At 59.8% G+C, this 21,543-nt stretch carries 20 protein-coding genes and 1 tRNA gene; 11 read left to right on the top strand and 10 right to left on the bottom strand.

The window, feature by feature from the left end; all coding sequences use genetic code 11:
- Positions 1–23 precede the first annotated feature (23 nt).
- From MF268_RS01790 to MF268_RS25450, 3 genes are all read left to right on the top strand, one after another.
- A complete protein-coding gene (locus MF268_RS01790) occupies positions 24–425 on the top strand; it encodes a hypothetical protein (protein ID WP_238369191.1) in 402 nt (133 codons plus the stop codon).
- A 614-nt stretch (positions 426–1,039) separates the two neighbouring features.
- Positions 1,040–1,297: a hypothetical protein gene (locus MF268_RS01785; protein WP_238369190.1), complete on the top strand. Its 258-nt coding sequence runs from the start codon at positions 1,040–1,042 to the stop codon at positions 1,295–1,297.
- A 15-nt stretch (positions 1,298–1,312) separates the two neighbouring features.
- Entirely contained in the window at positions 1,313–2,878 is a 1,566-nt protein-coding gene (locus tag MF268_RS25450; RefSeq protein ID WP_420485409.1) for a recombinase family protein, read from the top strand.
- Here MF268_RS25450 and MF268_RS01780 read toward each other — a convergent pair.
- The 5 genes from MF268_RS01780 to MF268_RS01760 form a co-directional block, all read right to left on the bottom strand.
- A tRNA-Glu gene (locus MF268_RS01780) sits at positions 2,838–2,912 on the bottom strand. The genes MF268_RS25450 and MF268_RS01780 overlap by 41 nt on opposite strands.
- Before the next feature lie 89 nt (positions 2,913–3,001).
- Positions 3,002–4,753, bottom strand: a complete 1,752-nt coding sequence (recJ, locus tag MF268_RS01775; RefSeq protein ID WP_238369189.1) for a single-stranded-DNA-specific exonuclease RecJ — start codon at positions 4,751–4,753, stop codon at positions 3,002–3,004.
- Between the two features lie 111 nt (positions 4,754–4,864).
- Positions 4,865–5,830 (bottom strand): class II fructose-bisphosphatase, encoded by a 966-nt coding sequence (gene glpX / locus MF268_RS01770; RefSeq protein WP_238369188.1) that lies wholly within the window; start codon positions 5,828–5,830, stop codon positions 4,865–4,867.
- A 39-nt stretch (positions 5,831–5,869) separates the two neighbouring features.
- Positions 5,870–7,156, bottom strand: coding sequence for a homoserine dehydrogenase (locus MF268_RS01765; protein WP_238369187.1), 1,287 nt, complete (start codon positions 7,154–7,156; stop codon positions 5,870–5,872).
- A 75-nt stretch (positions 7,157–7,231) separates the two neighbouring features.
- Positions 7,232–7,540: a hypothetical protein gene (locus tag MF268_RS01760; RefSeq protein WP_238369186.1), complete on the bottom strand. Its 309-nt coding sequence runs from the start codon at positions 7,538–7,540 to the stop codon at positions 7,232–7,234.
- 106 nt (positions 7,541–7,646) lie between these two features.
- On the opposite strand from MF268_RS01760, the gene MF268_RS01755 reads away from it, so the two are divergent.
- On the top strand, positions 7,647–8,237 hold the full coding sequence (locus tag MF268_RS01755) for a TetR/AcrR family transcriptional regulator (protein WP_238369185.1): 591 nt from the start codon (positions 7,647–7,649) through the stop codon (positions 8,235–8,237).
- A gap of 44 nt (positions 8,238–8,281) precedes the next feature.
- Here MF268_RS01755 and MF268_RS01750 read toward each other — a convergent pair whose 3' ends face one another.
- Together MF268_RS01750 and MF268_RS01745 are read right to left on the bottom strand one after the other, a co-directional pair.
- Positions 8,282–9,193 (bottom strand): pirin family protein, encoded by a 912-nt coding sequence (locus MF268_RS01750; RefSeq protein WP_238369184.1) that lies wholly within the window; start codon positions 9,191–9,193, stop codon positions 8,282–8,284.
- Positions 9,194–9,299: 106 nt separating this feature from the next.
- Complete coding sequence (locus MF268_RS01745; RefSeq protein WP_238369183.1) at positions 9,300–9,866, bottom strand: Hint domain-containing protein; 567 nt, start codon at positions 9,864–9,866, stop codon at positions 9,300–9,302.
- Between the two features lie 400 nt (positions 9,867–10,266).
- Here MF268_RS01745 and MF268_RS01740 point away from each other — a divergent pair, with 400 nt between their 5' ends.
- Together MF268_RS01740 and MF268_RS01735 are read left to right on the top strand one after the other, a co-directional pair.
- On the top strand, positions 10,267–11,223 hold the full coding sequence (locus MF268_RS01740) for an NAD(P)-dependent oxidoreductase (RefSeq protein WP_238369182.1): 957 nt from the start codon (positions 10,267–10,269) through the stop codon (positions 11,221–11,223).
- A 58-nt stretch (positions 11,224–11,281) separates the two neighbouring features.
- Positions 11,282–11,752: a hypothetical protein gene (locus MF268_RS01735; RefSeq protein ID WP_238369181.1), complete on the top strand. Its 471-nt coding sequence runs from the start codon at positions 11,282–11,284 to the stop codon at positions 11,750–11,752.
- Positions 11,753–11,803: 51 nt separating this feature from the next.
- Here MF268_RS01735 and MF268_RS01730 read toward each other — a convergent pair whose 3' ends face one another.
- The 3 genes from MF268_RS01730 to MF268_RS01720 are packed head-to-tail and all read right to left on the bottom strand — an operon-like array spanning position 11,804 to position 14,418.
- Entirely contained in the window at positions 11,804–12,397 is a 594-nt protein-coding gene (locus MF268_RS01730; protein WP_238369180.1) for a TadE/TadG family type IV pilus assembly protein, read from the bottom strand.
- A gap of 3 nt (positions 12,398–12,400) precedes the next feature.
- On the bottom strand, positions 12,401–12,940 hold the full coding sequence (locus MF268_RS01725; RefSeq protein ID WP_238369179.1) for a TadE/TadG family type IV pilus assembly protein: 540 nt from the start codon (positions 12,938–12,940) through the stop codon (positions 12,401–12,403).
- A complete protein-coding gene (locus tag MF268_RS01720) occupies positions 12,937–14,418 on the bottom strand; it encodes a TadE/TadG family type IV pilus assembly protein (protein ID WP_238369178.1) in 1,482 nt (493 codons plus the stop codon). The genes MF268_RS01725 and MF268_RS01720 overlap by 4 nt, the downstream gene beginning before the upstream one ends.
- Positions 14,419–14,855: 437 nt before the next feature.
- On the opposite strand from MF268_RS01720, the gene MF268_RS01715 reads away from it, so the two are divergent.
- The 5 genes from MF268_RS01715 to MF268_RS01695 all read left to right on the top strand — a co-directional run bounded on the left by MF268_RS01715 (position 14,856) and on the right by MF268_RS01695 (position 21,543).
- Complete coding sequence (locus MF268_RS01715; RefSeq protein WP_238369177.1) at positions 14,856–16,289, top strand: Glu/Leu/Phe/Val family dehydrogenase; 1,434 nt, start codon at positions 14,856–14,858, stop codon at positions 16,287–16,289.
- A gap of 207 nt (positions 16,290–16,496) precedes the next feature.
- Positions 16,497–17,750 (top strand): sarcosine oxidase subunit beta family protein, encoded by a 1,254-nt coding sequence (locus MF268_RS01710; RefSeq protein WP_238369176.1) that lies wholly within the window; start codon positions 16,497–16,499, stop codon positions 17,748–17,750.
- A 61-nt stretch (positions 17,751–17,811) separates the two neighbouring features.
- Entirely contained in the window at positions 17,812–18,075 is a 264-nt protein-coding gene (locus tag MF268_RS01705) for a sarcosine oxidase subunit delta (RefSeq protein WP_238369175.1), read from the top strand.
- A complete protein-coding gene (locus MF268_RS01700) occupies positions 18,072–21,005 on the top strand; it encodes a sarcosine oxidase subunit alpha family protein (RefSeq protein WP_238369174.1) in 2,934 nt (977 codons plus the stop codon). The genes MF268_RS01705 and MF268_RS01700 overlap by 4 nt, the downstream gene beginning before the upstream one ends.
- Positions 20,998–21,543 carry a sarcosine oxidase subunit gamma gene (locus tag MF268_RS01695; protein ID WP_238369173.1) on the top strand — a complete coding sequence of 182 codons (546 nt, stop codon included), beginning with the start codon at positions 20,998–21,000 and terminating at the stop codon, positions 21,541–21,543. The genes MF268_RS01700 and MF268_RS01695 overlap by 8 nt, the downstream gene beginning before the upstream one ends.

The raw sequence follows: 21,543 nt of genomic DNA, 5'->3' as shown, positions 1-21,543 counted from the left end.
TTAAGAAATGGGGTTGCTCTATCGTGAATGATTTTCAGTGGAGATATTTGGGCTCTGGCCTTGGATTGCGCGAAGACGCCTATTCTTGGCAGGGGTCATTTCTTAAGGATGGGCGTTTTTTCACTAGGCGTTCTAAAGATAAAAGAAATTTAGTGTCGGATTTGCTGTTCGGTGACTTGGCGGATCAAACGGTAGGCTTACTGTTGTCCGAGTTTTTGTCGCAAACTGGGGGCGTTGACACGGGACAGGCTTTGATTTTCGAGGCCATAGCCGGTCGCGAGGATGAAAAGCAGATGGTCGTCGAGAGATTTGATCGGATTGTGAATGTAGCGAAAGCTAGTCTCGCTACTTTGAACCTTCAGGTCGAAGATGCTATGCTGGATGAGTACCGTGGAAAGTGGCGAGCGGTCATATCAATTAAGTGATTTGCGTGCCGTGTGGCGGCTGGGGCGTTTCTCAGCATCTATCGGCCCGCAGTTTTAGACCAGTCATTCGCCAGCTTTCGCGCCCACCCGACGGGCATAGGCGATGATATCTGCGGCATCACACAGGGGGCTGGCCGTTGTTGTCAATGCTCTGCACTGGCCCCACGCAATTCTTACAGTTTTACGGCCTTCGTCGGGTTCCTTCGCTTCTCGACCGGTCGCGCTGTAGGTGACGAATTTCTGTTTGAGGTCGGAAATGACTGCCGATAACCGCTGCGCCTGCGAGATGCTGCATTTGCGGCAAACTGTAATATAGGGCTCTGAAGCGGAGCTTCGCCGCGCTCGGCCAGAAAGGACGTAGTTGCCCAACACGGTTTGCGGACATCCACTAGTCTTTTGGACAAGGCCTGATTTATCTCCGCACGGTTTTATCAATTCCCTGTGTCGGAGAGAATGTAGCAAGAAGGTGTACTGTTAAGATACCCTGAAACCGTCTTAAAGGCAAAAAAAGTGTTCTAAAACAAATGCTTGCGAATCGACCGCATTGGGTTCAAACTAATTCCCTAAGGGCATCAATGAGCAGTGCTTTCTCCTCTGCATGGGAGCATTGATACATGGAAAAAAACGATCAGTTTCGGCCTGTAAATGGCGCGAGGACGAACAGCCAAGAGAAAATTGACCTGAATTTTTGCAAGGCTCTGGCGTGCGATTTTGGGCTTGATGACGAAATGAATGCTGAGTTTTTTCACGCTCTTTGGGCCGTGGCAATGAATTTAATTGATCTCGAGTTCGGCAGCCACCCAATCCAGAAAGCTTCTGATCAGCGGCTTTGGACAAGGACGAGTAGGTGTCGCCTGCCGAACCATTTGTAGGAAGGAGAAGTGCGGATGCCGGAAAATACCAAAAATGCGAAGTTGGCTGTTATATACAACAGGGTGTCATCTCATAAGCAGACCGTCGAAGGTCATGGGCTGAAGAGCCAAGAGGTTAGGTGTCGTGAGTTCGCCAGAATGAAAAGCTACGAAGTCGTAGCGGTTTTCGTCGATGACATTTCAGGTGGCAAATCGGAGCGTCCGGGTATGCGGAACATGCTGACGTACTTGACGCAGTACCGGAAAAATCAAGTGGTTGTAATAATTGATGACATATCGCGGCTGGCGCGTGGTTTAGAGGCACATCTGGCGCTAAGAGCTAGTATAAAGGGAGTTGGTGCTGAACTCGAAAGTCCTTCAATCGAGTTCGGGGAGGATTCGGATTCGATTTTGGTGGAAAACTTACTTGCCTCGGTTTCGCAGCATCAGCGTCAAAAGAATAGCGAGCAGACCCACAATCGAATGAGAGGCCGATTGTTGAACGGATATTGGCCTTTTCATGCTCCGAAAGGCTACAAGGCAGAGAGACGTCGAGGTTACGGAAAAGTCTTGATGATCGATGAACCCAAAGCTTCCATAGTACGCGAAGCATTGTGTGGATTTGCGAGCGGTCGGTTTAGATCGCAGGCTGAAGTGACACGCTTTCTGAATGCAGCCCAGGTATTTCGGAAGGGTAAGGGAGTAAAGTTTAAGCAAGACCACGTGAAGGCGCTGATGTTGAATCCGCTGTATGCTGGCTACGTTGGCAGGCCGGAATGGGAAGTGCCTTGGCATCGCGGGGAGCACGAAGCTCTTATCACATATGAAACTCATTTGCGGATACGGGATAAGCTCAGGGAGCAGTCCTACGCGGCTGCTAGAAAGGACATAAGCAGCGACTTCCCCTTGCGGGGCTTTATCATCTGCGATGAGTGCGGGACGAAGCTTACTGGCTACTGGGCCCGAAGCCACACCTTGAAGAGATATGCTTATTACCAGTGCCGCTTGAAATCATGCGCTTATTACGGAAAGGCCGTTCCAAAGGCGAAGTTGGAAGAGGAGTTCGAGCAAATACTTAAGCGCCTAGTGCCGGACAGTAGGACCATCAAGATTTTTCGTGCTTTGTTTGAAAGAGCGTGGAAGGAACGAGCCAAGCGATCAAAGGCCGAGGAAACCGAAATCAAGAGCGCGATCAAACAGTTAGAGCATCGAATCGACGATAGCCTCGACCAGCTTTCCGAACTCGAAAACCGTAAGGTTATTAAGGCGTTTGAGAAGCGAGTTTCAGACCTTCAAGAGCAGCAAGCCGTGCTGAAGGAAAAACTGGTGGAAGTTTCGCCGAAGTCTACCGAAGCTTTCGAAAAGGTGTTCGAACTCGCAATGGAGTTTTTGTCAAGTCCTTGGAAATATTGGCAGAATGGTTCTCTTGAAACGAAACTCATTTTGATCAGGCTAACTTTTCAAGCACCAATTGCCTACCGCAGAGGATCGGGGTTTAGAACCCCAAAAACCACCTTTCCATTCAAGGTGTTAAAGGTTCTTTCAGCTGACGTGGGTCAAGTGGCAGCCCGTAGGGGAATCGAACCCCTCTTTCCAGGTTGAAAACCTGGCGTCCTAACCGATAGACGAACGGGCCACTGTTGGTGAGCGCCTCATTAGGCAAAGCTGCAGACAGGCGCAAGACAAAATCGGTGAGAAAAGTGAGAAAAATTCACCTTCCGCAGATTATTTGTTTTCGGCCTCCGCCGCATCGTCCAGACGCAGCTGAACCTGCTGGCGTCCGCCCCATGTATTGATCTCCAGACGACCCGCAAAATGGAACCGCGCGCCGCCGTGATCGGTCAGCCGGGGTCCGAGCGCGCTGTCGAACGCGCCAAAAGCTATGGCATCGATTCCCGCGTTGATCCCGTCGCTCAGCGACAGCTTCAGGTGACTTTCGCCGACCCGCTTGGCAAAGCGCACCTTTAGATCCGGGAGGGCAAATCGCGGGGCAGGGGCCGAGGCGCCATAGGGGCCCGCCTGCTCGATATGTTCAATCAGCGCCGGTGTCGCGGCACCGGGCATCACCATCCCGTCAAGCCGGATATCGGAAGGCCCGGCCTCTCCCGCGCCCTGTTTCGCCAGCAGCTCGCTCAGCCGCTCCATCGCCGCTTCCAGCCTGTCTTCCCGCACCGTCAGACCGGCCGCCATACGGTGCCCGCCGCCCTTGATCAGCAGGTCTTCGGCGGCAAGTCGCTGGATTGATGCGCCCAGATCGACCCCGGTGACCGAGCGTCCCGATCCCTTGCCGATTCCGTCTTCCAGCCCGATGACGATGGCAGGCCGGTTGGTCGCCTCCTTCAGCCGAGAGGCCACGATCCCGACCACGCCGGGGTGCCAGCCTTCGCCCGCCGCCCAGACCAGCGGCGCATCCAGTCCGCGCTCTTCCGCCTGCGCCATCGCCGCCGCCCGCACACTCGCCTCGATATCGCGCCGCTCAGTGTTCAGCGCATCCAGCTCCGCCGCAAGGGCGCGGCTTTCGCTCTCCGAGCCACTGGCCAGCAGCCGCGCGCCAAGATCCGCCTTGCCGATGCGCCCGCCCGCGTTAACCCGTGGCCCCAGCATGAAACCAAGATGATAGGTCCCCGGCGCCGTATCCATACGCGCGACATCCGCCAGCGCCACCAGCCCCGGTCGCTGCCGCCGCGCCATCACGGTCAGCCCCTGCCGGACCAAGGCCCGGTTCGCTCCGATCAGCGGTGCCACATCCGCCACCGTCGCCAGCGCCACCAGGTCCAGCATCGCCATCAGGTCCGGTCCGGTCCCCGACCCGGCGGCCCGCATCTGCCGCCGCACCTCGACCAGCAGCAGGAACACGACACCGGCGGCGCAGAAATAGCCGAGGTCCCCGCTTTCGTCCTGACGGTTCGGGTTTACCACGGCAAGGGCAGGGGGCAGCGTCTCGCCCCCAAGGTGGTGATCGATCACCAGGACATCGGCGCCCTGGACCGCCGCGATGGGCTCATGTGACAGGGTCCCGCAATCGACGCAGACGATCAGGTCATGACCGGCGGCCAGCATTTGCATCGCCTCGACATTCGGCCCATAGCCTTCGTCGATCCGGTCCGGCACGTAAAGCGTCGCCTCGATCCCCACGGCCCGCAGCCAGACCAGCAGTAGCGCCGCCGAAGACCCCCCATCCACGTCATAGTCCGCAAAGATCGCGATCCGTTCGCGCCGGTTGACCGCCGCAAGGAAGCGCGCCGCCGCCTTTTCCATGTCCTTGAAAAGATGAGGATCCGGCAGCAGATCCTGAAGTTTCGGTGCAAGGAAACCAACGGCTTCCGAGGCCGGCACCCCGCGCCGCGCCAGCACCTGGCAGAGCGGACGCGGCAGGCCGGTCGCCTGTTCCAGCGCCTCCGCCGCGCGTTCAACCTCGATGGTCGGCCCGACCCAGCGGCGGCCGGTCAGGGATGTTTCGACACCAAGATAGGCCAAGACAACCTCTCCCCGAAAACAGGAGGGGCCCGGATCGAGCCCCCCTTCTTTGGGTTTCAAAATATCCCCGCCGGAGGCTCCGACAGCCCCCCGGGCGGTGCCCGTCGCGGTTTATTCGACCGGGGTGCGGTATTCCATGCGCCGGACCGACCCGGTTTTGGAACGCATCAGCAGGGTCGTCGTGGTCAGCCAGCCGGGCTCGCGCCGGATACCGGGCAACAGCGTGCCACTGGTCACACCGGTCGCGGCAAAGATCACGTCTTCGGTCACCATCTCGTCGCGGCTGTAGACGCGGTTCAGATCGGTGATCCCGGCCTTTTCCGCGCGGCCCTTCTCATCGTCGTTGCGGAACAATAGTCGGCCTTCAATCTGGCCGCCCATGCACTTCAACGCAGCGGCCGCCAGCACGCCCTCGGGCGCGCCACCGGTGCCCATGTACATGTCGATGCCTGTGGTCGCGCTTTCGGCGCAATGCATAACACCGGCGACGTCCCCGTCGGTGATCAGCCGGATCGACGCCCCGGTGGAGCGGACCTCGGCGATCATCTCCTCGTGGCGCGGACGCTCGAGAATGCAGACGGTGATGTCCTTGGGTGCGCAGCCTTTTTCCGTGGCCAGCGCCGAGATACGGGTTGCCACCGGCATGTCCAGCGTGACCAGCCCCTGCGGATAGCCCGGCCCGATGGCCAGTTTCTCCATGTAGACGTCCGGTGCGTGCAGCATCGACCCGCGCGGACCCATGGCGATTACGGTCAACGCGTTGGGCATGTCCTTTGCGGTAAGGGTGGTGCCTTCCAGCGGATCCAGCGCGATATCCACGCCCGGTCCCTTGCCGGTGCCGACTTCCTCGCCGATGTAAAGCATCGGCGCTTCGTCACGCTCGCCTTCGCCGATCACGACCACGCCATTGATGTCCAGCAGGTTCAACTGCTCACGCATCGCGTTCACCGCGGCCTGGTCGGCGGCTTTCTCGTCGCCGCGCCCGACAAGCGAGGCCGAGGCCAGCGCCGCCTGTTCCGCGACACGGGCAAGGCCCAGCGATAACATGCGGTCATGAAATTCGACATTACTGGTCATTTGCAATCTCCTGAAGGGCAATCATCATCTTATTGATCTCTATACGCTTTCAATCCGCAACGCGACAGGGGCCGAAGCGATGACATCGGTGCTTTCCATCGCTGCCAATGCCTCATCCAAGGCAGAGCGTGTCGTCTTGTGGGTGACGATCAGCACCGGGGCCGAGGTCGCGGAATGAGAGTATTGCCGCATCCGGTCGATAGAGACGCCGGAATTGCCAAGGATCATCGCGATCTTGGCCAGCGCGCCGGGCTTGTCGATCAGACCCATGCGCAGGTAATAAGGCGCGGGCAGACTCGACATGGCGGCGGGCAATTCGTCAAGCATATCGGCGGGACGCCCGAAGGTCGGCATTCGGAAACCGCGCGCCAGATCGCAGACATCGCCCATCACCGCGCTTGCCGTCGGTCCCTGACCGGCGCCGGGGCCGCGCAGCACGATCTGCTCGACCGCATCGCCTTCGATGACCACCATGTTGGTGCCGCCCTCAAGCTGACCCAGCGGCGATTCCATCGGCACAAGACAGGGCTGCATCCGCTGCTCCAGCCCGCGCCCCGTGCGCTGCGCCACGCCCAAAAGCTTGATGCGATAGCCCATGTCCGCCGCCTGCCGGATGTCGTCGATTGAAATCCGCTCGATCCCCTCCAGCTCCATGCCGCTGAAATCGGGCCGGGTGCCAAAGGCGATGGACGACAAGAGCGCCAGCTTGTGCCCGGCGTCGATCCCGCCCACGTCCAGCGTCGGATCTGCTTCGAGATAGCCAAGATCGCTGGCCTCCTGAAACACGGTCGCATAGGGCAGACCGGCGCTTTCCATCCGGGTCAGGATATAGTTGCAGGTGCCATTCATCACGCCCATCACGCGGGTGATCTCGTTCCCCGCAAGGCCTTCGTTCAGCGCCTTGATCACCGGGATACCGCCCGCGACCGCCGCTTCGAAACGGATGATTCGACCTTTTTCCTCGGCCAGTTTCGCCAGCTCGTAGCCATGCATCGCCAGCATCGCCTTGTTCGCCGTCACCACGTCCTTGCCGCTCTCAAGCGCTGCGCGAACCGAGTCCAGCGCAGGGCCGTCGGCGCCGCCCATCAACTCGATATAGATGTCGATATCGTCACGCTTGGCCAGCGCCACGGGATCGCTCTCCCATGCGTAATGGTTAAGGTTGATGCCCCGGTCGCGCGACTGGTCGCGGGCCGAAACGGCCGTGATCTGGATGTCGCGTCCGGTCCGCGCCTGCAGCAGCGCCGCATGCGTCCGAACGATCCGCACCACGCCAACACCAACCGTGCCCAATCCCGCAATACCCAGGCGCAATGGTGTCGTCATGTTTCATCCTCTTTTCCACGTTTCGACGTGCCTTAGCCGGTTCGGCGTAAGGGTGCAACGTGGCAGCGCTTTGGTTTATTCGGTGACGCCCTGTTTCAGACGCTCTTGGTCTTCGGGGCTCAGAACTTCGCCACGCAGACTTGCCGCCCGTGCCTCAAGCGAGGCGCGTCGCGCCATAAGATCGTTGCTCAGATCCTGCGATTGTTCGCTCGGGTCGGTCTGTGAGCCGAGCAGCGGTCCCAGTGGGCGAAGTTCCGGGTAATCCGCATCCTGCAGTGCGCCAAGGTTACGCTCGCCCAGTTCCGGCACATTGATACAGCCTGCCAGCGCAAGGCCCGTCAGGAACAGGATACCGACCCGCCTGCGAAGGATAGAAAATCGCATATGCCATGCCCTGATATTCACTGGTGACCACCCGTTTTCTGAACCTTTCTACGGCAATAGGCAAGCGAGGCTTCTTTCTGAACGAATGTTCAGTTATCGTCGCGCCATGGCACGCACCCAGGGATCACATTCCGACATAACCGGCCCCCGTATCCGCACGACGGCGCTCAGCCTTTTTGCGCAACACGGGTTTGCCGCCGTCTCCATGCGCCAGATCGCAGGCGAGGTCGGCGTGCAGGCGGGCGCGCTATACAACTACATCCCCGATAAGCAGACGCTTCTGTTTTCGCTGATGGAAGAGCACCTGCGCGAGCTTCTGCAAACTCGCGCCGCGCGGGAAAAGCCTGCCGATACGCTCGACCGGCTTGAGGATTTCGTGCGTTTCCACATCCGGTTCCACCTCGCCCGACCCGAGGCGGTCTTCATCGCCTATATGGAGCTGCGCAACCTGACAGAAGAGAACTTTGCCGCCATCGAGGATCTGCGCCGCACTTACGAGATGGAGCTTGAAACCATCCTGCGCACCGGCGTGAAAGAAGGGATTTTCAGCATACCCGACACCAAGATCGCAACGCTTGCGGTGATCGCCATGCTGAACGGCATCAACACATGGTACCGGGACAGCGGGCGCCTCTCGCTGGAAGAGGTCGAAACGATCTACTGGAATATGGTCCGGCAGGCGATGGGCCATGCGTAGCCAAACCGCCGCACCGGATCATTCCGGCACGGCGGCAGGTCATATCAGTGTGCGGGCCGGATAAACGTACCATTGCGCAGCTCTGCCATCGCCTGACGCAGCTCTTCGCGCGTGTTCATCACGATCGGCCCGTGCCAAGCGACCGGTTCGGCAATGGGTGCGCCCGAGATCAACAGAAAGCGCACGCCTTCCTCACCGGCCTGAACCGTCACTTCGTCACCGGTGCCAAACCGCACCAAAGTCCGGTTGCCCGACATGTCGCGGATGTTCACCTCTTCGCCCGCGACTTCCTTTTCAAGCAGGACGCCCGACGGATCGGAGGCATCCGCAAAAGCCGCAGCACCTTCGAAAATATAGGCGAAGGCCCTGCGATAGGTGTCGATCTTGAATGTCTTTTTCACCCCGGCAGGGATCGAGATATCAAGATACTGCGGATCGGCAGCGATACCGTCGACCGGGCCGGTCTTGCCCCAGAATTCACCCACGACCACGCGCACCACGGTGCCGTCATCGTCAATGACCTCGGGAATCTCTTTCGACTTCACGTCCTGATAGCGCGGCGCAGTCATCTTCTGCGCTGCCGGCAGGTTTCCCCAAAGCTGGAAGCCGTGCATCTGGCCTTGTGCGTTCCCCTGCGGCATCTCCTGATGCATGATGCCGGACCCGGCGGTCATCCACTGAACGTCGCCCGCGCCAAGCGTGCCGGTGTTGCCCAGTGAATCGCCATGTTCCACCGTGCCGGACAGCACATAGGTGATGGTTTCGATCCCGCGATGCGGGTGCCACGGAAAGCCGCGCAGGAAATCCTCGGGGCGTTCATTCCGGAAGTCGTCGAAAAGCAGGAACGGGTCCAGTTCGGACGGGTCCTGAAAACCGAAGGCCCGGTGCAGTTTCACACCCGCGCCTTCCATGGTCGGAACGGCTTTGCGGGTCTCTAGCGTTGGTCTCAGGGACATGATGGTCAACCTCTCAAAGAGTGCAGTTGCCGCCAAGATATAGCTGCAATGGCGCAGATCAATCCGCGCGATTTCACCCCGTCTGTGCGCAATCGCGCAGGTAGGATCAGTCTTCGGGACCGGTTGCGAACCACCCGCCGCCGATGCTGATGATCTCATTCTGACCGCAGTGGAACCGGTAATAAGTCACCTCGGCCCGCTGGGCGCGCATGATGTTGGGACGGCTCAGCAGATCGCCCGCCCGCATCACGCTGTTGCTGCCCCCGTCTCGCGGTGCACAGATGCTCTGACCGGGCGACACCAGCATCGTTTCACGCGGAAAGGCACCGGCCAGCGATTTCGGTTGCAGCTGAACCGGTGCGGCCTCGGGGTGGCGTTCAAGGAATTCCACGTCAAGCCGGATCGCATCGACCCATTTCACCTCGCGATAAGCCCCCGACAGCGTTCTGACCATGTCGCGCTTGCGCAGCGCCTCGATCGGAAGGTCGCCAAAATTTGTCGCAACCCGGCATTTGCCCTCGAAACCGGGCAGGCGCCATTGCACGGGTTTCGCGGCTGGCGGCGTCTCGGGTGTGTTTTTCTCTTCGGACGAAACCTGTGCGAGGACTGAATTGAGGATGGAATTTTGCTCGGCCGATGTACAGGGGGTGTACAGGTTGTGCACAGAAATCATACCGCTCTCCAAAGGGTTTCGGCTTAAATTTTCTGACCGTGCGGCGGGTCCGGTAAATGTCCGTCCCGCCGCGCGCCATTAACAAAGAAACTCGTGAAAAACTCACGCTCTCTGTTTACGCGGCCAGCGTTCTCGTTGCGAGGATTATGGCAAATTTGGCCGTATTTTCCAGTTATTTATGAGGTATTCAGAAACAGTATCGCTGATTGCGCTTGATGGTTTATTTATTGGTCGGCAATCGCACCGGACGCTGCCTTAATCCCGCCAAATTTGGGATCGGTTATAAGACGGGCGGAGCGACAAAATTCTCAGTTCGCTGACAGGAAAAGTCGCAAACAGAGGTGAAACGCTGCACAGCCCCCCGCAGGCTGAACCGTGAAACAGGGTCAGGAGACGGAATATGCGGGTCGGATTTATCGGGTTGGGCAATGTCGGGGGCAAGCTTTCAGGCAGCCTCATCAGGAACGGGGTAGAGGTCAGCGTTTTCGATTTGAACCCTGCGCTGGTCGACAAGGCAGTGGAAAAGGGCGCAACGACAGCGGCGAACGCGGCAGCTATCATGCGCGACAGTGACGTGGTCATCACCTGTCTGCCAAGCCCGGCGGCGTCGGATGCCGTGATGACGGAAATGCTGCCCGAGGTCACGCAGGGCAAGACATGGCTCGAAATGTCCACCACGGATGAGGCCGAGATCCGCCGCCTTGGCGCCTTGGTCATCGAAAAGGGCGGCGCGGCGGTGGATTGTCCTGTCTCAGGCGGCTGCCACAGGGCGGATACCGGCAATATCTCGATCTTTGCGGGCTGCGACCGAGAACCCTTTGACCGAGTGCTACCGCTTCTGACAATCATGGGGCGGCGGGTGCTGCACACCGGCGCGCTCGGCAGCGCCAGCATTCTCAAGGTAATCACCAATTACCTTGCGACGGCCAACCTCGTAAGCTGCGCCGAAGCGCTGACGGTCGCCAAGGGCGCAGGCATGGATCTCGCCACCGCATACGAGGCGATCCGGATCTCGTCGGGCACCAGCTTTGTGCATGAAACCGAAAGCCAGGTGATCCTGAACGGCAGTCGCGACATATCCTTCACCATGGATCTTGTCGCCAAGGACATCGGCCTGTTCCAGTCGGTGGCAGACAGGGCAGGGGTGCCGCTTGATCTCAACCCCCTGCTCATCTCGATCTTTCAGGACGGGATCGACCGCTACGGCCCTCGTGAACTGTCGCCGAACATCATCCGCCGTCTCGAGGACGCGACCGCGCTCGACATTCGCGCGCCCGGCTTTCCGGCGGAAATGGTCGATGATGAACCCGAAGAGCAGGGCGCCGAGGTCACGGTCCGTCGCGGCACCGCGAATTAGCCTGTTCGCTCCGCGCCATTCAGGCTAAACGCGCGGCGATACAGGGCAGGAGACTTGGATGAACGGGGAAATTCTCGCGGTCGTGACACCGTCGCCGGTACGGCGCTGGATGGGGGTGCTGATGCAATCCCTGATCGGCATGATCTCGATCTATGTCGCCTTTGCCTCGCCGCCCGAGCCGAAATGGCAATTCGCCCTGATCGTCATCGGTGCGGCGGCGTTCTGGTCGGCGCGCAAGATGCAGCGCGCGACCGGTCAAAGCCTTGAACTGACGGAAACCGAACTGCGCAGCAGCGAAGGCGAAGTCATAGCGAAGGTCGACCAAATCGAGGCAATCGACCGTGGGTTCCTTGCGTTCAAACCTTCGAACGGCTTTCTGATCACGCTGAAATCGCCCGGTCAGCGGCGCTGGCAACCCGGCCTCTGGTGGTGCCTCGGTCGCCGCATCGGGATTGGCGGCGTAGTGCCCGGACACCAGTCCCGCGTCATGGCCGATCTGCTTGCGGCGATGATCGCGGATCGGAAATGACAACACCCGCACCAATGGGCGCGGGTGTCATCATGAGCTTGATTTGAGGTATTAAATCGGGTCGTCCGTCGCGTTGTCTTCAAGATAGTCGTCGGGCGTTTCCCAGACGAGCTGTGAAACGAAGCGGGGGCGGGTGAAGACAAAGTTGTCGAGATTGACTTCGCCAAGCCCGATATTGAACAGTGGCATGAACCGGTTGTGGGTCTCAACAAGGATCACCCGTTCGTTATCGGGCATCGTCGGAAGCCGGTTTTCGATCTCCGCGATGTTCCCGTTGGTCAGGGCGCTTTCAAAGCCACGGTTCGCGGACCAGTCGAGGTAATAGCGGTTGTCCTCTTCATCCCAGCGGATAACCGACAGGCGCAGGTCGACCTTGGCATTTTCGCGCGTCATGAGCTGGAGAACGTTGGACATGCTGTCGACATATGCGTCGTTGATGCCTTCGGTCTCACGCGAGACGAGGTCGCTGATCGTGTAGGCCGCCTTGAGGTTGGCCGCACTCTGACGGTAACCGTCGAAGAAGACATAGCAGGCCATGAACGCCCAGAATAGGATGGGCATGGCAAGGACGAATTCAACGGTGATGTTGCCGGACTGATCGTCAATAAATGCTTTGGCGCGGGCTTTCAGGATGGAACGTGTCATGACCTAGTTGGGCTCCTGAACGAAAGCAGAGATGGAAACGAGTGCGAACTGACCTGCACCGTCCTTGGCTACGTTTTTGCCAAGCCCGGTCGTCGGGAAAATCGGGTCGACCTTTACACAGGCACGCAGGATCATGAGGTCATTTTCCAGCGCGTCATTCTTGAATTCGACCTTCGGCTGAACCTCTTCAGACTGGTCGGTGCAACTCGCCGTGGCCGAGATACCGGTCCAGTTGCGCGGATTGAGCTGTACCATTTCGAGCAGCATGTTGTTGTTGCAGTTCGAGATGAAACCCGAGCGCTCGCAGAGCAGGCGCTTTATTTCGTCATGCTGCGGCGCGGTGCCAGTACTCAGGCGAATGTCGCGCACCGTCTGGTCCATCGCCCGTTCCAGCATGGCGTGCTGGAGAGAGACCATGCCCAGTTCGATACCCGAGAGCAATAGGACAAGCATGGCGGGGAAGGTAAGCGCGAATTCGACAACGGCGTGACCGTCTTCCTTGCGCCAGAACTTGCCCAATTTGGCAGAGATGGAGCGGATCATTGGGTCAACCTCAGCTTGCGGATCGAGGTCGCGATTGCCGAGAATGCATCAGCAATATCAAGGCCTTGAACCTCAAAGAAATGACTGTCGGAGCTTGCACAGTCCTTGAGCGTCTTGAGGCCGACCTTGGGCGCTTCGAGACCGATGGTGTAGACGATCACGCCCTGGTCCTTGGTGGCGCGGCAAACCTGCTTGGTGAACTGGTTCTTGGCCGACGCTTCGCGCTTGGCATAGGCCGCCGAGAACCACCGGCCCGGAGCGCTGTGGGTGTGGCCGTACATGTTGTTCGCAATGTAGGAAAGCGAGGCACGGTTGAGCAGTTCGGGATAGGTCAGACGGACAGCGTCGCCCCATTCCTCGTCCCCATAAGGGTGGTCTTCCCATCTGTTGCGATGCGGCCAGTAAAAATTGGGGTTACCTTCGGAATGATAGGTGCTGTAGCGATTGGCATCCGCGTTGTACCAGACATCCGAGTCACCGGTGCGCAGCGACGGGTTCAGGTAATACTGGTCGGTGTTCTCACCGTCCGAGATCAGCACGATGATCTTGAGCACTTCGCCGTTGTTATAGGCCAGCGGCCGACCTGCGAATTCGCTCACGATCACGCCTTCGTCGATCAGCTCGGCGACAGGTTCACGGATGCTCGGATCAAGCATCACAGCGCCCCACTTCATGCCCATGTCGATCGAGGTGTTCCCCTGGGCGGTCATGCTGTCGATATAGGCGTGCAGTTCCGAAAGGTTGTTGTTCAGCGGCAGGATCGCGGTGCCGGGGCGAACCGGGCAGACCGGCATCGAAATCGGCGTTTCGCTATAGGTGAAGGGGTCGAAATGCGCGGTGCGTTCAAGGGCGTCCGTGGTCAGCAGATCCGCCTTCTTGAACTGCTCGGCTATGAAGTTCACGCAGTGGGAATAGTTGTGTTCCTGCGAGACGTTGAACTTGCTTAGCAGGGATTCACCCACGTTGACCTGTGTGGCGTAGGGAATGATCGAAATGGACGAGGCGCCATGTTCGTCAACGCCGCCAAGCAGCGTGGTGACGAATTGCTTTGCCGATACTTTTAGGTTGTTCAGACGGTTGTTGCGGTTCATCGAGCCGGAGAGGTCTAGGACGAGCGAGATCTCGATGGCCCCGATACGTTCTTCCGCCGTGCCTCTTGCGCCGGCAGAGAGCGAGTCGACCCCCGTCATGTGCATGAACTGGGTGGCGACATCTGCCGTAGCCGTTGCGGAAACCGAGCGGTAGCCGAAGCCCTCTTTCGGATAGACGCCCGTCAGGTACTCGGCATAACCCGATTTGGCGAAATAGTCTTCGACGACGGCGGTCGGATCCAGCGTCTGCTCAAGGTCGGCCGCGGCAAGAACCGCGCGGTCCAAGGTATATTGAAGCGCGGAGCGGTCACGCTCAAATCGCATCAGGTCGATGCCGATCCCTGCCACCATGAAAAGCATGATCAGCATGTATACGGCCAGAATCATGATTGATCCGCTCTCATCCCGTTTGAAACGGCATAGTCGGCGGGCCAGTCTGCCCTTTGCATTTTCGGGCGTCGGAAACTTCAGGGTAGTTTTCGAGTCATCTTTTGTGATCATAACTTACCTCTTTCGACCTCGGGCAGCTCAAGTCGTTTGGGTGCAATCCGTCCCAGCCTTTTTGCGGGTCGATAATGGCCTAATTTGGGCGGAAGACTGCCTAAAGCTGGGGGGTTACGGACCGGGCTGCGACGATCAGCCGGTCGGTCCCGCTCTGTTTCTGGATCGGCAACAGCGACAGAAAGAGGGCGTCGCCCGGCCACCCCTTTGCCCGCAAATCAGCGAATCGTTGCCGGATTTCGGCAGATTTTCACTAAGTCGTCATTGTTTGATTGCCAAATCTGGGCTCAACTTGACCCTGAGGAGAATGAAAGGGAGGCACCATGTTGCAGCATTCCAAGGAACCGAGCTTTCGCGAGAGCGTGGATCTCATGTTCAACAGGGCTGTCGCCCTGATGAAGCTGCCCGCCGGGCTTGAGGAAAAGATCCGTGTTTGCAATGCAACCTATACGGTCCGCTTCGGGGTGCGGCTGCGGGGACAGATCCATACCTTTACCGGGTATCGCTCGGTGCATTCCGAACATATGGAACCGGTCAAGGGCGGCATCCGCTATTCGCTGGGCGTGAACCAGGACGAGGTCGAGGCGCTGGCTGCGCTGATGACCTATAAATGCGCGCTGGTGGACGCGCCGTTCGGCGGGTCAAAGGGGGGCTTGTGCATTGATCCTCGGGAATACGAGGAACACGAGCTGGAACTGATCACCCGGCGTTTCGCCTATGAGCTGGCCAAGCGGGACCTGATCCATCCAAGCCAGAACGTGCCTGCGCCCGACATGGGTACTGGCGAGCGCGAGATGGCATGGATTGCGGACCAATATGCGCGGATGAATACGACCGATATCAACGCGCGCGCCTGTGTCACCGGCAAGCCCATCAATGCTGGTGGTATTCAGGGCCGGGTCGAGGCCACGGGGCGCGGCGTGCAATATGCGCTTCAGGAGTTCTTCCGTCATCCCGAAGATGTCGCAAAGACCGGCCTGAGTGGCGGATTGCGGGGCAAGCGCATCATCGTGCAGGGTCTTGGTAACGTCGGCTATCACGCGGCCAAGTTCCTGTCGGAGGAGGATGGCGCCCTGATAACGGGCATTATTGAGCGCGACGGTGCTCTGGTCGATGAAAAGGGTTTGAATGTCGAAGCAATCAGATCCTGGATCGCCACCCATGGCGGCGTGAAAGGCTATGGCGACGGCTCCTATGTTGAGCAGGGAAACAAGGTGCTTGAATCCGCATGCGACATTCTCATTCCCGCTGCGCTGGAGGGGGTGATCAACATGGGAAACGCCGACAGAATCAAGGCACCCCTGATTATCGAGGCCGCGAACGGGCCGGTCACGGCGGGTGGCGACGATATCCTGCGCGACAAGGGCGTGGTCATCATTCCCGACATGTATGCCAACGCCGGTGGTGTGACGGTGTCCTATTTCGAATGGGTCAAGAATCTCAGCCACATTCGCTTTGGTCGTATGGGGCGGCGTCAGGAAGAGGCCCGTCACCAACTGATCGTCGAGGAACTCGAGAGGCTCTCCAAGGACAAGGAACTGGGCTGGACCCTATCGCCGGATTTCAAGACCAAGTACCTGCGCGGTGCAGATGAACTGGAACTGGTGCGTTCAGGCTTGGATGATACGATGCGCGTTGCCTATCAGGCGATGCGCGAAGTCTGGCATGCGCGGGAGGATGTCCAAGATCTGCGCACGGCGGCTTATCTCGTGAGCATCGGCAAGGTCGCGGCAAGCTATCGCGCCAAGGGCCTTTAAGGCGCTAGGAAAGGTACTGTGGTGCGGGGTCGGAGGGCGTGCCCCGGCCCGGCTGGCTCCGGCCAGATAGCGGGAAAACCCATCGGCGCCTCTATCGGTCGCAGGTGGACAATTATTTGTCGAAAAGGCAGAGGGCAGCGACAGCAAGGCATTGATACTTGGCGTGTGAGTTGGTTCTATCGCCGGCGATCGATCAAGGAGTACGACATGCGTTTTTCCGGCCTGAAGGTCCTGAAAGAGGGGCTGACCGGTAACAAGGGGTGGAAACCTCACTGGCGCGATCCTGAGCCGAAATCCGAATATGACATCGTGATCATCGGCGGCGGCGGACATGGGCTTTCGACGGCGTATTACCTTGCCGCCGAACATGGGCTGAAAAACATTGCGGTGCTGGAAAAGGGCTATATTGGCGGCGGTAATGTGGGCCGGAACACGACCATCGTGCGGGCCAACTATTTCCTGCCGGGCAACTCCGAATTCTATTCGCATTCGCTCAAGCTCTGGGAAGGGCTCGAAGAAGAGTTGAACTACAACGTGATGCATTCGCAGCGCGGGCTGATCAACCTGTTCCATTCGGACGGGCAGCGCGATGCCTTTGCCCGGCGCGGCAACGCGATGATCAACCAGGGCGACGATGCGATCCTTCTCGACCGGGAAGGGGTGCGCAAACATCTGCCCTATCTCGATTTCGACAATGTGCGCTTTCCGGTCTTTGGCGGATTGCTGCATCCGCGCGGCGGCACGGCGCGTCACGATGCCGTGGCCTGGGGCTATGCGCGGGGCGCGGACCAGCGCGGTGTCGATCTGATCCAGAATTGCGAAGTCACGGGGATCGATATCGATAACGGCAAGGTGCGCGGTGTCCAGACCTCGCGCGGGGCGATCCGCGCCAAAAAGGTGGCGATCGTCGTCGCCGGGCGGTCAGGGCAGGTCGCGGCGATGGCGGGCATGCGGCTGCCGATCGAAAGCCATGTTTTGCAGGCTTTCGTTTCCGAAGGGCTGAAGCCGGTGATCGATCACGTGGTGAGTTTTGGCATGGGGCATTTCTATATCAGCCAGTCCGACAAGGGCGGGCTGGTCTTTGGTGGCGATCTCGACATGTATGCGTCCTACGCGGCGCGGGGAAACCTGCCGCTGGTTGAACATGTGATGGAAGCGGGCATGACGCTGATGCCGATGATCGGCAAGGCGAAGGTGCTGCGGTCCTGGGGCGGAATCATGGACATGACGCCCGATGGATCGCCGATCATCGACAAGACCGATACCGAAGGACTCTACCTTGATTGTGGCTGGTGTTACGGCGGTTTCAAGGCGGTGCCGGGATCGGGCAATTGTCTTGCCCATCTGATCGCGACGGATCGACCGCATCCGGCGGCGGCAAAGCTGCGGCTGGACCGGTTCCGGAGCGGTGTGGGGCTGATGGACGAGGAAGGCACCGGCGCGCAGCATAATCTGCACTGAGCCGGGAGCCGTGAGCGCGGAATTTCCGTATTTTTGACGAGAAGAAGCAGGGGCCTGTGCGATGAGGATCAACTGTCCGGTATGTGGCGAACGGGATCGGCGCGAGTTTTATTACAAGGGCGCAGCGGTGGCGCTTGAACGCCCGGCACCGGATGCGGGCGAAGCGGCATGGGACGAATATGTGCACCTGCGTGAGAACCCAGCCGGGGAGACGCGGGAGCTTTGGTATCATGAGAGTGGCTGCAACGGCTGGCTGGTGGTGACGCGTAATACGGTGAGCCATGAAATTTCCGGCGTGGAACTGGCTTCGGAGGCGAGGTCATGAGGGTTGAAGGCAAGGGATTGATCGACCGCGATCAAGAAGTCGCGTTCCAGTTCGACGGGGCACGCTATCGCGGGTTTAAGGGCGATACGCTGGCCTCGGCGCTGCTGGCCAACGATGTGCGCCTGATGGGGCGGTCGTTCAAGTATCACCGTCCGCGCGGTGTTTTGACGGCCGGGAGCGAGGAGCCGAATGCGCTGGTAACCGTCGGGTCCGGGGCGGCGCAGGAGCCGAACGTGCGGGCCACGGTTCAGGAGATCTATCCGGGGCTTTCGGCGACGAGCCAGAACCGGTGGCCGAGCCTTGGCGTTGACCTTATGGGGGTGAACGATCTTGTTTCGCCCTTTCTGGGGGCCGGGTTCTACTACAAGACCTTCATGTGGCCGAAGAGCTTCTGGGAGAAGCTTTATGAGCCGGTGATCCGGCGGGCGGCAGGTCTTGGGGCCCTGTCGGCTGAGAACAACGGCGACCGCTATGAGCGGGCCTTTGCCTTTTGCGATCTTCTGGTGATCGGTGCGGGGCCTGCCGGGTTGATGGCGGCGCTGGAAGCGGGCCGGGCCGGGGCCGATGTGATCCTCGCCGACGAAGACAGCCAGATGGGCGGGCGTCTGCTGGGCGAGGTCGAGGAGATCGACGGCAAGCCGGGCCATGTCTGGGCGGGCGACATCGTTGCCGAGCTGGAGGCGATGGACAATGTGCGGTTGATGACGCGGACCACCGTGACGGGCGCCTATGATCAGGGCACATTCGGGGCGCTGGAACGTGTTGGTCATCACAGAAAGCGGCGCGGGGATGCGCTGCCGCTGGAATGCTTCTGGCGGATCGTCGCGAAACAGTCGGTGCTGGCTGCCGGATCTCTTGAACGACCGGTCGCGTTTCGCAACAATGACCGGCCGGGGATCATGACAGCGGGCGCCGTGCGGGCCTATCTAAACCGCTGGGGCGTGAGCGCGGGGCGGCGTGTCACGGTGTTCTGCAACAATGACGATGGGCATCGGACTGTACGCGATATGCTTGCGGCGGGTGTGCATGTGGCGGCACTGATCGACAGCCGCCACGACGCTGAAACCGTGCCGGGCGTGCGCATGTTTAAAGGCGCGATGGTATCGGATTCGGGCGGCCGGACCGGGCTCGAGCATGTCACGATCCGCTCGGTGGGAGGCGAGGATCGTATTCAGACCGATTGCCTTGCCATGTCCGGCGGCTGGAACCCGACGGTGCATCTGACCTGCCATATGAACGGGCGGCCGACATGGCGGGAGAGTATCCAGAGTTTCGTTCCCAGCCCGGATGCGGTGCCGGGCATGCATGTGGCGGGGGCTTGCAACGGGGCTTTTTCGACGACTGGCTGCCTGCGCGAGGGTGTTGAGGCGGCAAAACGCGCGCTGGACGCGATCGGCGTGAAAGCCGCCGATGTCGCGCTGCCAGCGGCGGAGGACGGTGCCTATCGCATCGCGCCGCTCTGGGCAGTGCCGGGCAAGGGGCGCGCCTGGCTCGATTTCCAGAACGATGTGACCGTCAAGGACGTGAAACAGGCGGCGGTGGAGAACTTCCGCTCGGTCGAACATATGAAGCGTTACACGACGCAGGGCATGGCGACCGATCAGGGCAAGAATTCCAACGTGGCGGCGCTTGCGGTTCTCGCCGATGTGACGGGTCGTGCGATCCCCGAGACGGGAACGACAACGTTCCGCCCGCCCTACAGCCCGGTTTCCATCGCCGCGATGGGGGCAGGGGCGCAGGGCAAGGGGTTCGCGCCGCAGCGATTCACCACCAGCCATGCCGCCAGCGTCGAAATGGGTGCGCCGATGATCGAGGCGGGGCTTTGGTATCGGCCGAGCTATTTCCCGCGTGCGGGCGAAAGCACATGGCGGGAATCCTGTGATCGCGAAGTCGGGATGGTGCGCGAGTCGGTGGGCGTCTGCGATGTCTCGACCCTTGGCAAGATCGATATTCAGGGCGCGGATGCGGCCAAATTCCTCGATTTCGTCTATTGCAACATGTTCTCGACGCTCAGAGTCGGGCGGACCCGCTATGGGCTGATGCTGCGCGAGGACGGGCATGTGATGGACGATGGCACGACCGCGCGACTGGGGGAAAACCATTTCCTGATGACCACCACGACGGCGGCGGCCGGCGAGGTCATGCGTCATCTGGAATTCTTGCATCAGGGACTTCGGCCCGAGCTTGACGTGGCATTTGTCTCGGTCACCGAGCAATGGGTGCAGTTCGCCGTGGCGGGGCCGAAATCGCGCGCCTTGCTCGACGGGTTGCTGGACGCGCCTCTGAAAGACGAAGACTGGCCTTTCATGGCTTGTGGTCCTGTCGCGCTGGGCGGTATCGCCGCGCGGCTCTTCCGGATCTCTTTCTCGGGCGAGCATGCCTATGAACTGGCGGTTCCGTCGCGCTATGGCGACAGCCTGTTCCGCGAACTCGTGAAACGTGCCGAGGAGATGGGCGGCGGTGCCTACGGAATGGAGGCGCTGAACGTGCTGCGGGTTGAAAAGGGCTTTATCACCCATGCGGAAATTCACGGGCGCACGACGGCCTTTGACATCGGGATGGGGCGGATGGTTTCGGCCAAAAAGGACTGTATCGGCAAGACCATGTCCGAACGTCCGGGGCTGTGCGATCTTGGCCGCGAGCAGCTTGTCGGGTTGAAACCGGTTGGCGAGGTTAAGCAGGTCACGGCGGGGGCACATCTGTTCCGCGCCGAAGATGCGCCAAAGCGCGAGAACGATCAGGGCTATGTCACTTCGGTTGCCTATTCGCCGACGCTGGGCCGTATGATGGGAATGGGCTTTCTGAAAAACGGCGCCGAAAGACACGGGGAAAAGATCAAGATGGTGGATCACCTGCGCGGCATCGAATGTATTTGCGAAGTGACCGGACCGGTGGTGTTCGATCCGGAAGGAGGTCGAGTCCGTGGTTGAGCTTGTCGCGAAAACACCCTGTGCGGGTTTGTTGCCGGTATCGGTCGGGGACTTGCGGATCGAAGAAACCCACATGCTGCCGATGTCCGTGATCATGCCTTTCTTGGGCAAGGAAGAGGCGGTGGGTGCCACCTTGCAAAAGGCGCATGGTCTTGCATTGCCGCCGGTCAACAGGGCGGAAATCGATGGCGAGACATCGGTTCTCTGGTTCGGGCGGGGGCAATTCCTGTTGCGGGGGGCAGCGCCTGACGCTGACCTGACCGATCTTGCCGCCGTGACGGATCAAAGCGATGCCTGGGCGGTGGTTCGCCTGTCGGGTGCAAAGGCCGCGGATGTTCTGGCGCGGCTGGTGCCGGTCGATATGCGGCTGAGCGCCTTTCCGGAAAAATCCACTGTCCGGACGGACTTGATGCACATGATGGCGTCGATCACCAGGCTTGGGCCGGACAGCTTTCAGATCATGGTCTTCCGGTCGATGGCACAGACACTCGTTCACGATTTGAAAGGGGCGATGGAAGCCGTCGGCGCGCGCGGCTAA

Origin of the sequence: Heliomarina baculiformis (assembly GCF_019966545.1) — a bacterium.
Taxonomy (GTDB): Bacteria; Pseudomonadota; Alphaproteobacteria; order Rhodobacterales; family Rhodobacteraceae; genus Heliomarina; species Heliomarina baculiformis.
The sequence above is the reverse complement of the archived record's forward strand: the minus strand, read 5'-3'. Positions and strand labels throughout refer to the sequence as shown.